Annotated in this window: 8 protein-coding genes and 1 pseudogene; 3 read left to right on the top strand and 6 right to left on the bottom strand. The window is 56.0% G+C overall.

What is annotated here, in order from left to right:
* The first annotated feature begins 62 nt into the window (after positions 1 to 62).
* Entirely contained in the window at positions 63 to 1,025 is a 963-nt protein-coding gene (locus AC1VYI_RS23570) for a LysR family transcriptional regulator (RefSeq protein ID WP_023309929.1), read from the top strand.
* Here the strand turns inward: AC1VYI_RS23570 and aldB are convergent.
* Complete coding sequence (gene aldB, locus AC1VYI_RS23575) at positions 1,022 to 2,560, bottom strand: aldehyde dehydrogenase AldB (RefSeq protein ID WP_134866943.1); 1,539 nt, start codon at positions 2,558 to 2,560, stop codon at positions 1,022 to 1,024. The two genes, AC1VYI_RS23570 and aldB, sit on opposite strands and share 4 nt — an antisense overlap.
* Positions 2,561 to 2,725: 165 nt before the next feature.
* On the opposite strand from aldB, the gene AC1VYI_RS23580 reads away from it, so the two are divergent.
* Positions 2,726 to 3,610 carry an ROK family protein gene (locus AC1VYI_RS23580; RefSeq protein ID WP_134866944.1) on the top strand — a complete coding sequence of 295 codons (885 nt, stop codon included), beginning with the start codon at positions 2,726 to 2,728 and terminating at the stop codon, positions 3,608 to 3,610.
* Between the two features lie 3 nt (positions 3,611 to 3,613).
* Here the strand turns inward: AC1VYI_RS23580 and selB are convergent, their stop codons facing one another.
* The 5 genes and pseudogenes from selB to AC1VYI_RS23605 all read right to left on the bottom strand — a co-directional run bounded on the left by selB (position 3,614) and on the right by AC1VYI_RS23605 (position 9,132).
* Positions 3,614 to 5,452: a selenocysteine-specific translation elongation factor gene (gene selB, locus AC1VYI_RS23585; RefSeq protein WP_134866945.1), complete on the bottom strand. Its 1,839-nt coding sequence runs from the start codon at positions 5,450 to 5,452 to the stop codon at positions 3,614 to 3,616.
* A complete protein-coding gene (gene selA, locus AC1VYI_RS23590; RefSeq protein ID WP_063408573.1) occupies positions 5,449 to 6,834 on the bottom strand; it encodes an L-seryl-tRNA(Sec) selenium transferase in 1,386 nt (461 codons plus the stop codon). Before selA ends, selB begins: the two co-directional genes overlap by 4 nt.
* 103 nt (positions 6,835 to 6,937) lie before the next feature.
* Positions 6,938 to 7,546: a glutathione S-transferase gene (locus tag AC1VYI_RS23595; RefSeq protein ID WP_134866946.1), complete on the bottom strand. Its 609-nt coding sequence runs from the start codon at positions 7,544 to 7,546 to the stop codon at positions 6,938 to 6,940.
* A 90-nt stretch (positions 7,547 to 7,636) separates the two neighbouring features.
* A pseudogene (locus AC1VYI_RS23600) lies at positions 7,637 to 8,728 on the bottom strand (HlyD family secretion protein).
* A 47-nt stretch (positions 8,729 to 8,775) separates the two neighbouring features.
* A complete protein-coding gene (locus tag AC1VYI_RS23605) occupies positions 8,776 to 9,132 on the bottom strand; it encodes a DUF3302 domain-containing protein (protein WP_045400278.1) in 357 nt (118 codons plus the stop codon).
* Positions 9,133 to 9,791: 659 nt separating this feature from the next.
* Here AC1VYI_RS23605 and AC1VYI_RS23610 point away from each other — a divergent pair.
* Complete coding sequence (locus AC1VYI_RS23610) at positions 9,792 to 11,699, top strand: PTS mannitol transporter subunit IICBA (protein WP_023309922.1); 1,908 nt, start codon at positions 9,792 to 9,794, stop codon at positions 11,697 to 11,699.
* The last annotated feature ends 6 nt before the right edge of the window (positions 11,700 to 11,705 follow it).

An 11,705-nucleotide genomic window follows, 5' to 3' on the forward strand; every position in this document is an offset into this window, starting at 1 on the left:
GCCAATGCAACGCTGTGGTTTATATAATATTATATATAAAATCATATAGATGGGTGTGCAGGATGAGTAATTTACAGCTGAAGCCACGCGAATTAAAAATCATATCCGTCATCGCCGCAACTCGCAGCATTGGTGATGCCGCCGCCCTGCTGGGCATGGCGCAGGCCAACGTCAGCAAATATCTGTCTGATTTTGAAACACGGGTTGGACTCAAGGTTTTTGAACGCACCACACGTCAACTGGCGCTTACTCAGTTCGGTGAAGCGTTACTTCCCTATGTTAACGCCACGCTGGATAAAAATACTCAACTTGTTAATTTCATTGCGGATTACAAGCATGAAAAACGCGGAAAAGTCACGATTTACGCCCCTACGGGTATCGTGACCTATCTGTCGCGGCATGTGATCCACAAAATCAATGATATCGGTGACATCCGCATATCCCTGAAAACGTACAATCTGGATCGCAATGAATTTGCGGAAGGTGTTTCGTTTCCAGATGACTGCGATATTTTAATTACCTATGCGCAGCCGAAAGATGAAAGCCTGGTCGCCAGCGTTTTGACAAAATATTCTGTTACGGCATTCGCAACCGTTGAGTATTTAAATAAACACCCCTTAAAGGGACCTGAAGATTTAATTAATCATTCCTGTATTCTCATTGACTCCATGCTGGTCGATGATGCAAATATCTGGCGTTTCCGCGTGCACGGCAGTGATAGCGTGCATGACTACCGGGTGACCGGTAATTATATTTGCGACAATACGCAGACGGCCCTGGAGCTGGCAAGAAATAATCTTGGGATTGTTTTTGCGCCAAAAGAGAGTCTGAAAAAAGAATTAACGCAAGGGATGCTGGTTCCCTGCTTCCCGCATCAGGAAGAGTGGTGGCTCGATCTGACGGCCATCTTCCGCAAACGCGAATACCAGCCCTGGCGCGTGCAATACGTTCTGGATGGCGTTCTGAACTGCCTGCGCCAGCAAATTGCTCAGGCCGCCCATGGACGGCCTGAGCTGGGCGATTAGAACAGCCCCAGCGGTTTATCGGAGTAGCTGACCAGCAAACATTTCGTTTGCTGATAATGCTCCAGCATCATCTTGTGGGTTTCACGCCCGATACCCGATTGCTTATAACCGCCAAATGCAGCGTGGGCAGGATAGGCGTGGTAGCAGTTGGTCCAGACGCGCCCGGCCTGAATACCTCTGCCCATTTTATAGGCCAGATTACCGTTGCGGCTCCAGACGCCCGCACCCAGGCCATACGGCGTGTCGTTGGCAATCTCCAGCGCCTCCTCCATCGTTTTGAAGGTGGTCACGGCCAGTACCGGTCCGAAAATTTCCTCCTGGAAGACGCGCATGTTGTTCTGACCGAACAGGATCGTTGGCTCCAGGTAATACTCTTCCTGCAGATCCCCACCGAGCACCTTACGGCGACCGCTGGTCAGAATATCCGCCCCCTCTTTCTTGCCGATATCGATGTAGTTGAGGATGGTTTCCAGCTGTCCGTGCGAGACTTGCGCCCCCATCTGCGTGACGTTATCGAGCGGGTTACCGCTGCGGATAGACTCTACGCGGCGAATGGCCCGCTCCATAAAGCGCTCATAGATGGACTCCTGCACCAGCGCGCGGCTTGGGCAGGTGCAGACTTCGCCCTGGTTAAACGCAAACAGCGCAAACCCTTCCAGGGCTTTATCAAAGAAGGCATCCTCTTCCTCCATCACGTCCGCGAAGAAGATGTTCGGGGATTTCCCGCCCAGCTCCAGGGTCACCGGAATGATGTTCTGCGTGGCGTACTGCATAATCTGCTGGCCCACTTCCGTCGACCCGGTAAACGCCACTTTGGCGATACGTTTTGAGGTGGCCAAATATTCCCCTATCTCACCGCCCGCACCGTTGACCACGTTAATCACGCCCGGCGGCAGAAGGTCGCCAACGATTTCCATCAGCAGCAGTACCGAGAGCGGGGTCAGACGCGCGGGTTTCAGCACAATGCAGTTGCCAGCCGCCAGCGCGGGCGCCATTTTCCAGCTCGCCATCAGCAGCGGGAAGTTCCACGGAATGATTTGCCCGACGACGCCCAGCGGTTCGTGGAAATGATACGCCACGGTGTCGCTGTCTACCTCGCTTATTCCGCCCTCCTGAGCGCGAATGCAGGAGGCAAAATAGCGGAAGTGGTCGATGGCCAGCGGCACGTCTGCCGCCATCGTTTCCCGGATCGGCTTGCCGTTATCCCAGGTTTCCGCTGTCGCCAGCAGCTCCAGATTCTGCTCCATCCGGTCAGCGATTTTGAACAAAATAGCCGCGCGGTCCTGAACTGAGGTATGGCCCCATTTATCTTTCGCTTTGTGCGCCGCATCCAGCGCCAGATCGATATCGCGCTTGCCGGAGCTGGCTATTTCGCACAGCGGCTGGCCGGTTACGGGGGTCAGGTTGGAATAGTATTCGCCGTCGACGGGAGCTACCCAGTCGCCGCCAATAAAGTTGTCATAACGAGGCTTCAGCTTGAGGGGAAAACCATACTCGCCGGGCTGGATACGCGATGAGGGAGGATTGTTTGTCATGACCGTCTCCTTGCTGTTGGTGTACAACAAGGGTAGTTCCGGCTGGCGTTTTTCTCGCCAGTGGGTGGCGGGTTTACGAGCCGTATCACGGATTACCGTACTTTACGTTTCGTTTCTGCCACTGAGCCATACTTAACAAGTCAAGAGCTCATAAGGAACGATGCGATGCAGCTATTTATCGGTTTTGACGTAGGCGGAACCCATATCAAGCACGGCGTGATTGATGAAAATGGCAAGGAGCTGACGACAGACGAGTACGATACCCCTGAGGATAAAAACACCTTCAAAAAGAAGTGGAAAGCGGTAGTTGAAACGTATCAGGGCGAATACGATATCGTCGGTATCGGCGTGAGCTTTCCCGGCCATATTAAGCACCATAGCGGCGAAGCGGCTAAAGCGGGCGCGCTCGACTATCTCGACAGCGAAAACCTGTGCGAACTCTTCGCCGATCTGACCGATCTTCCCGTCACCGTGGAAAACGACGCCAACTGTGCGGCGCTGGGCGAGCGCTGGCAGGGCGCGGGTAAGGATTACGAGCATTTCGTCTGTATCACCATCGGCACGGGCATTGGTGGCGGGATTGTGATGGAAGGCGATCTCTATCGCGGGTCGCATTACCGCGCCGGCGAATTTGGCGTGCTGCCCGTGGGGGACCAGGGCGAACCGATGCACGAGGTTGCGTCTGCCAGCGGCCTGATGAAAGCCTGCCGCCGCGCGCTGGCCGTTTCAGAAGAAGAAATGCCTGACGGCAAGGAGCTGTTTAAACGTATGGAGAGCGACGTGCATCTGCGCGAAGCTATTGAAGCCTGGGCGCATTTTCTCTCGCGCGGCGTTTATAGCGTGATCTCGATGTTCGATCCACAGGCAGTGCTGATTGGCGGAGGGGTAAGCGAGCAGGAGAAAATCTATCTCCTGCTCGATAAGTACCTGGAGCAATTCGAGGAGTGGGATGCCCTCAAGGTGCCCATTCTGCCCTGCGAGCTGGGTAACCAGGCAGGAAGACTGGGCGCGGTATGGCTGGCAAAGCAAAAACTCTCCCGCCACACGTAGCGCTCAGGGAAATAGCTGCGCGTCACGAAGCAGATGGTCATTACCCCGACGGCGGGTAAAGCCGATACGGTTGAAATATTCCAGGATCTGTATCGCCAGCTTGCGGCCCACGTTCAGCCGATCGCGGAAATCGGCTGCGCAGGTAGAGCCCCGCTCCTGATCCAGCTCGCGGATCAGGTTCGCAAACGCCACAATGCGATCGTTACGGTAATAACGATCTTTCACGATCGCGACTATCAGCCCCTGCTGCGCCGCATGGCGCAATACCTGACGCATTACCTGCTCGTCGGTATTCGTTTCGCGGGCCAGATCGCGAACCCACCACGGCTCATCGCCAAACAGCGAGGCCACTTTTTGCCATACCGCTTCTTGCTCTGCGGTAAACCCGGCCTTGTGATCCGGCAGATGCAGCCAGCCGTGATGGCTTTTGATCGCCCCGCTTTCGCGCATGTTTTCAATCAGCAGCAGCACCAGCGCATCGTCTTCCATCGGCAGCGCCATGCGCCGCAGACGCTCACGGCCCGGGCCAGGCTCATCCTGATGCTGTTCATGGTACGTTGCGAGCGTGCTCAGTATCTTACGCTGCCAGTTCGCAGCAACCGGGGCGTTTAGCAGACTGTTTCCAGCCTGAATAAAGCCCGGCTGCTGGGCCAGCAGGCGTAACCCTTCCTCGCTCAGCTGGCGTGCCCATGCAAAATCACGCAGGCTCACCGCACCGCGCTCAAGATGCACCCGCAGCGCGGCGTTATCATCGCTGGCCTGCGCCAGAGCAGCCAGCCACTGCAGATATTCAGGTTTACGCTTGCCGCGTCGCGGTGGATTCAGCGCGACCACCCGCGCCCCGGCAAGCGTTTCCCGCGCGGAAATATCACGCAGAACCAGACGATCGTTGTCTGCGAGCCAGAGCGGTGAATCGAATACCAGTTCGGCAAGGTCGTTTTCCAGCAGCGACACGCGTCCGGTGATATGGCTGGCCGCGTGGTGAATATGCAGCGGCTGCCATTGGGTCAGGGGCACGTTTGTCTGCAGGCAAACAATGACGCGTTCAGACGGCTCAGGTGGGGCATCGGCCAGCAGCCAGTCGCCGCGGTTAAGCTGCTCTTTTTCCGCATCCCCGGCAATGTTCAGCGCGATCCGCTGCCCGGCATGAGCGCGCTCCGCGGGCTGGTTTTGCGCATGTAAGCCTCGCACGCGCATCGCCTTGTTAACGCCCGTCAGCCAGAGCGTATCACCTACGTTCACTTCACCGCCCAGCGCCGTACCGGTCACCACCAGCCCCGCGCCTTTCACGGTAAACGCCCGGTCAATCGCCAGACGGAAGCGGTGGTGGCTGGCGTGGTCACGCGACGAAAGCTGCCGTAAGTGGTGGCGAAGTTCATCGATACCGCGCCCTTCTGTCGCCACGGTGACAAAAAGCGGAGCATCGGCAAAACCATACTCCCGCAAGGTCGCCTGTACCGTTTCGCGCACTTCGCTGACGCGTGCGTCATCCACGCGATCGGCTTTGGTCAGCGCCACGGTCAGCTGCGGGTTGCCGGTCAGCTGCAGGATCGCCAGGTGCTCACGGGTTTGCGCCATGACGCCATCATCACAGGCCACCACCAGCAGGGCATGATCGATGCCCCCCACGCCCGCCAGCATGTTGGACAGAAACTTTTCATGCCCCGGAACATCAATAAAACCCAGTACGCGACCGTCAGGCTGGGGCCAGTAGGCATAGCCCAGATCGATGGTCATGCCGCGCTTTTTCTCTTCCGGCAGGCGGTCGGCGTTTATGCCGGTAATCGCCTGCAGTAGCGTGGTTTTTCCGTGGTCGACGTGACCGGCGGTGGCAATAATCATTTCAACAACATCTCCAGAAATCGCTCTTCATCTTCAAGGCAGCGCAGATCCAGCCACATTCGGCCATCGTAAATCCGCCCGATAACCGGCGCGGGCAGGCCACGCCAGCGCGACGACAGGGCTTCAAGGTGGCTGCCGCGCCCGTCACGCGGGGTGAACGTGAGCGCTTCACTCGGCAGCCTGTCCACCGGCAGCGAACCGCTGCCAATCTGCGACTGGCAGGGTTCAATGCGAACATCAAAATCGGGGTAGCACGGGGCAATGCGCGGCAGCAGTAATTCGGCCTGGGCGCGAATCGAAGCGGCATCGCGGGTTAACAGACGCAGCGTGGGCAGGCGGTCGGCCAGTTTCTCCGGATGGAGATAGAGCCGCAGCGTCGCCTCCAGCGCGGCCAGCGTCATTTTATCGGCTCGCAGGGCGCGCTTGAGCGGATGCTGCTGGAGCTGCGCAATCAGCTCGCGCTTGCCGACGATAATCCCGGCCTGCGGCCCGCCAAGCAGCTTGTCGCCGGAAAAGCTGACCAGGCTGACGCCTGCGGCAATCATCTCTTGCGGCATCGGCTCTTTCGGCAGCCCATAAAGGCTCAGATCCACCAGCGAGCCGCTGCCGAGATCGGCAATCACCGGAATATTCAGTTCGCGGCCAATCGCCGCCAGCTCGCCCTCTTCAACCGTTTTGGTGAAGCCTTCAATATGATAATTGCTGGTGTGAACCTTCATCAGCAGGGCGGTATTTTCATTCACCGCCGCGCGATAATCTTTCGCATGGGTGCGGTTGGTAGTGCCCACCTCATGCAGCGTGCAGCCCGCCTGGCGCATCACGTCCGGAATACGAAACGCCCCGCCAATCTCCACCAGCTCGCCGCGGGAAACCACCACTTCTTTGCCGCTGGCGGTGGCCGCCAGCATCAGCAGCACCGCTGCGGCGTTGTTATTCACAATGCAGGCATCTTCCGCGCCGGTCAGCTGGCACAGCAGGTCCGCCAGCGCCCGGTCACGATGCCCGCGTCCGGCGCCGTCCAGATCGTACTCCAGCGTCACGGGCGCCCGCATGGCCTGAACAACCGCCGCGATAGCCTCTTCCGCCTGCTGCGCGCGTCCCAGGTTGGTATGCAGGACGGTACCGGTCAGGTTAATCACCGGGCGTAACGCGCTTTGCGCTTTCTCATCCAGCCGGTGCTCAACTTCCTGCTCCCACGCCGCGCACCATTCGGGCAAGGCGTTTTCTGACTGAATAGCGCATCGGGCTTCGTCCTGAAGCAGGCGTAACATCTCCACCGTCGCGGTATGGCCAAAACGCTCAACGGCAGCATGAATGCGGGGCTCGCGAAGGAGACGGTCGGTAGCGGGGATCTGGCTGTACAGCGAATGATGAGTAGTCATGAAGGCGCCTGGCGAGTAAATATCTTCCCCCCTCCCGACGGGAGAGGGAGTTAACATGTGTAGGGATTGTACAACCTCCGACGCCGAAGTGTTATAACCCGCGTCAAGCCTTTGGCGGTTCGGTACGGGCAAAGCTCTCGCGGCTAAAAAGCGTGTCTGCAAGTTTCACCAGCAGCGGACGGTCGACGCACCAGCCAGGAGAAACCCGGCGGAAGTTGAGATAGCCGATGGCGCAGGCGATGGCGATGGTTGCCAGGTTCAGGCTGTCGGTTTGAATCTTTCCTTCCCGGATAAGCTGTTCGCACCTGTCCAGGCTGCGGCTGATTTTTTCCCGCTGGCGTAACAGTTCCGTTTCCGACTGCTGGGCGGCGGGCCTTGCCTGTTCACGCACGGAGGTTAACGCCGCATCCATAATGCCATCGGCCAGGGCTTCAATTTGCTTCACTGCCAGCGCCGCTTTTGGGTCAGCCGGCAGCATTGCCGGGGCAACGCCCAGCAGCTCGATATACTCCGCAATAATCGGGGAATCGAACCAGTATTCGCCCTGGTCCGTCACCAGCGCCGGGACTTTCCCCAGCGGGTTGTACTGCGCGACGCCGTTTTCAGCGTTGTAGGGCTGTTCATTGATGAATTCAAATTCAATCCCTTTCTCCAGCAGGAGAATCGAGATCTTTCGCACGAAGGGACTGGTGTAGCTACCGATGAGTTTCATTGCCTGATCCTTGATGCCGGAAAAAAGTCAGTATGGATCAAGCGATGAAAAAAGGGCAGGTTTGCGTGTCGCATTCCTGCCCCGGAAGGATTAGTGATCGAGATAGAGGTAGTGCATCCAGCTGGTCATGCGCAGCAATACTTTACGCATCACCGAGACGTGGGCGAAATGGTCCGAGTAGACCGCCACCTGGGCATAGATACCGTCTGGCAGGGCATCGACATCGGCGTTAGGCTCCAGCTCAATCAACGCCTGTACGCCATCCGTACCCGGCACGACTGTCAGTGCCTGCAGCGCACCCTGTGCCTGATAAGACCCGCCTGGCACTACTGGCAGAACGCTGGTGAGCTTACCGGTAAACACCTGACCCGGGAGTGCGTTAAACACCACTTCCGCTTCATCGCCCGGCTTCAGACGCAACAGCGAGTTCTGGCGGAACTGGGCCACGATCTGACGCTTCTGTTCAGGAATGAAGACCATCACCGGACGCAAAGGCAGCGCGGCGGCATAGGTCCCCGGACGAATCAGCACCTGGGTGATGTAACCATCGCTTGGCGCACGGACCACGGTCTGATCCAGGTTGTATTTGGCTTCGGCAAGCTGCGCGCGTAAGGAGGCAATCTGCGACTGTTCGCCGTTCACCATGCTGTCCAGCTGGCTTTGAATTTGCGTCTGTTCAGCAACGGAGCCTTTTACCAGCGCATCCTGCGCGAGATAGTTCTGCCGCGCGTTGTCGATATCGCTTTCAGAGAACGGATTCACCTTCGCCTGGCTGCCTTTCAGGTAGCGCTGATAATCTTTATACAGGCGGTCACGCTCTGCGGAAACGCGCGTCGTATTGGCGACGGCTTCCGCCAGCTACGCTTTAAGATTGTCGATATTATGCGTCGCGGTCACCAGGTCGGCCTGGAGTCTGTCGACGCGCGCCTGATAGCGGCCCGGATCCAGTTTAAATAACACTTCGCCTTTTTTAATGAGCTGGTTATTTTTATCGGTCACTTCACTAACCACCCCGGTAACCTGCGGCGTAATCGGAATAGAAATAACCGCTTTTTGCGCCGTAAAGGTGTACGGATGGTTATAGTTCATTAACAGAATAAGTCCGGCAACAATAAACACCCCGCCTAATGTTGCGGTGGCAAGCGTCCACTGGTTTACCGGAATGCGGAATATTTTAAAGATGGCCTAGGCAAATGCCACGTAGGTCAAAATAATCAACAGATCCATGATTAGCGCTCCAGCGTGTTATTATCAGCAGCAGGCTTTACCGCGGCCAGCTTTTGTTCTAATTCTGCCACGCGTTTGGCCAGCGCATCCATGCCCGGAACCTCATCAGGCTTGGTGATGTGGTTTTGCATCCCCCAGCCGCGATCTTCACGGTATAGCGTGGCCCATATCCACAGGAACGGCCAGATGGCATGGAGCGTAAACAGGCTAATCCAGCCTGCCGTATGAATCGCATCGGCATGCGGATGGTTACGCTTTTTGGCCATATTATAAGGAATGTCATGGATGGCGATGATTCCATAAAACAGAACCAGAAATACAAAAATCAATACGCCCAGCGCAAAATAGTTGAGAAACATATTCTCCTCACTTAAACAACGTCAACTCATTGAATTAATAAAACAGTACGCAACCTAATTAATTTATTTTGAAATACATAAGGTATGCTGGTTATTTCAGAGCCGGGGAGTATCGGTTTTTATAATATCTCCGTGCAAGTTTATAAGCGTGTCAAAATATATCCTGAATAATAATATACTTAACCTTACAATATTAGCGTAATCCACGTTTTAACTTTTCGCCATACCACACATCAAAAGTGGTTTTTTAGCTTAACGTGTCGCGCTATGCCATCCTGACGCCGAATCGCTAAACAGAGTTTGCCGCCGATCACAGCCGGAGAAATCTGCATAAAAATATTTTGTGAAATCAGTCACAATCCAGAAACAAACACACAAAACCAAAGCGTGACAACCATCACAAAAAAGGATGGTTTTTGCCGTATTTCTCGCCATCGTATTTTTTTTGCCCACCTTTTTTGTGACCAGGATCACCTCATTGACATCCACCCCCCCTATCTTTACGTGACATGCGTCACACAAATTTTCGCTGTCTGGACAGTTGAACGATTCAGTGCCAGATTTCACAGCATCAGAACAGGGCCCGGCTACCTCTGCCGCCTCATTAACAATAAACCTCGGGCCGCAAGCCTAAGCGTAAACAGAAGAAGGGGTGTTTTATGTCATCCGATTTCAAGATCAAAGTTCAAAGCTTTGGTCGTTTCCTCAGCAACATGGTGATGCCAAATATCGGCGCGTTTATCGCGTGGGGTATCATCACTGCATTGTTCATTCCGACAGGGTGGTTGCCTAACGAAACGCTGGCGAAACTTGTTGGCCCAATGATTACCTATCTCCTGCCGCTGCTCATCGGTTTCACCGGTGGTCGTCTGGTGGGCGGTGACCGTGGTGGCGTAGTGGGCGCTATCACGACCATGGGTGTTATCGTCGGTGCGGATATGCCGATGTTCCTCGGAGCAATGATTGCCGGTCCTCTTGGCGGCTGGGCGATTAAGAAATTCGACGTCTGGGTTGATGGTAAGATCAAATCCGGCTTCGAAATGCTGGTGAACAACTTCTCTGCGGGCATCATCGGGATGATCCTCGCGATTCTGGCGTTCCTCGGCATTGGCCCTGCGGTTGAAGTGCTGTCCAAAATTCTGGCGGCAGGCGTTAACTTCATGGTTGCGCACGACATGCTGCCGCTGGCGTCTATCTTCGTTGAACCGGCGAAAATCCTGTTCCTGAACAACGCCATCAACCACGGCATCTTCTCGCCGCTGGGTATTCAGCAGTCTCACGATCTCGGCAAATCCATCTTCTTCCTGATTGAAGCTAACCCGGGTCCGGGTATGGGCGTTCTGCTGGCGTACATGTTCTTTGGTCGCGGCAGCGCTAAGCAGTCTGCTGGCGGTGCGGCAATCATTCACTTCCTGGGCGGTATTCACGAAATTTACTTCCCGTACGTGCTGATGAACCCACGTCTGATCCTGGCCGTTATCCTTGGCGGTATGACCGGCGTGTTCACCCTGAGCGTGCTGGGCGGCGGTCTGGTGTCTCCAGCCTCTCCGGGTTCTATCCTGGCGGTGCTGGCGATGACGCCAAAAGGGGCGTACTTCGCGAACATCGCGGCCATCTGTGCGGCAATGGCGGTCTCCTTCGTGGTCTCTTCTATCCTGCTGAAAACCAGTAAAGTGAAAGAAGACGACGATATCGAAGCGGCGACCCGTCGTATGCACGACATGAAAGCCGAATCCAAAGGCGCGACCCCGCTGGCGGCTGGTGATGTCTCTAACGACCTGAGCCACGTGCGTAAAATCATCGTTGCCTGTGACGCCGGTATGGGTTCCAGCGCAATGGGTGCAGGCGTGCTGCGTAAGAAAGTGCAGGATGCGGGCCTGACCAACATCTCCGTCACCAACAGCGCCATTAACAGCCTGCCGCCGGACGTTGACCTGGTCATCACGCACCGCGACCTGACTGAACGCGCCATGCGCCAGGTACCGCAGGCACAGCACATTTCGCTGACTAACTTCCTCGACAGCGGCCTGTACACCAGCCTGACCGAACGTCTGGTTGCGGCGCAGCGTCACGAAGACAACGAAGTGAAAGTGCGCTCAAGCCTGCAGGACAGCTTTGACGAGAGCAACGCCCACCTGTTCAAACTGGGTGCGGAAAACATCTTCCTCGGTCGCACAGCGGCAACCAAAGAAGAAGCGATTCGCTTTGCCGGCGAGCAGCTGGTGAAAGGAGGCTACGTTCAGCCTGAATATGTTGACGCGATGCTGGAACGCGAAAAACTGACGCCAACCTACCTGGGCGAATCCATCGCGGTGCCGCACGGTACGGTTGAAGCGAAAGATCGCGTCCTGAAAACCGGCGTCGTATTCTGTCAGTATCCGCAGGGCGTGCGCTTCGGTGAAGAAGAAGACGACATCGCCCGTCTGGTGATTGGTATCGCCGCTCGCAACAACGAGCACATTCAGGTGATTACCAGCCTGACCAACGCGCTGGACGATGAGTCTGTCATTGCGCGTCTGGCGAGCACTACCAGCGTGGAAGAAGTCCTGGCACTTCTTAATAAATAAGTCCTC

The organism is Enterobacter sp. QK-SA4 (assembly GCF_056856775.1).

Coding starts and splice junctions, on each gene's coding strand:
- AC1VYI_RS23570 (WP_023309929.1), top strand. CDS start 63: ATGAGTAATTTACAGCTGAAGCCACGCGAATTAAAAATCATATCCGTC.
- aldB (WP_134866943.1), bottom strand. CDS start 2,560: ATGACAAACAATCCTCCCTCATCGCGTATCCAGCCCGGCGAGTATGGT.
- AC1VYI_RS23580 (WP_134866944.1), top strand. CDS start 2,726: ATGCAGCTATTTATCGGTTTTGACGTAGGCGGAACCCATATCAAGCAC.
- selB (WP_134866945.1), bottom strand. CDS start 5,452: ATGATTATTGCCACCGCCGGTCACGTCGACCACGGAAAAACCACGCTA.
- selA (WP_063408573.1), bottom strand. CDS start 6,834: ATGACTACTCATCATTCGCTGTACAGCCAGATCCCCGCTACCGACCGT.
- AC1VYI_RS23595 (WP_134866946.1), bottom strand. CDS start 7,546: ATGAAACTCATCGGTAGCTACACCAGTCCCTTCGTGCGAAAGATCTCG.
- AC1VYI_RS23605 (WP_045400278.1), bottom strand. CDS start 9,132: ATGTTTCTCAACTATTTTGCGCTGGGCGTATTGATTTTTGTATTTCTG.
- AC1VYI_RS23610 (WP_023309922.1), top strand. CDS start 9,792: ATGTCATCCGATTTCAAGATCAAAGTTCAAAGCTTTGGTCGTTTCCTC.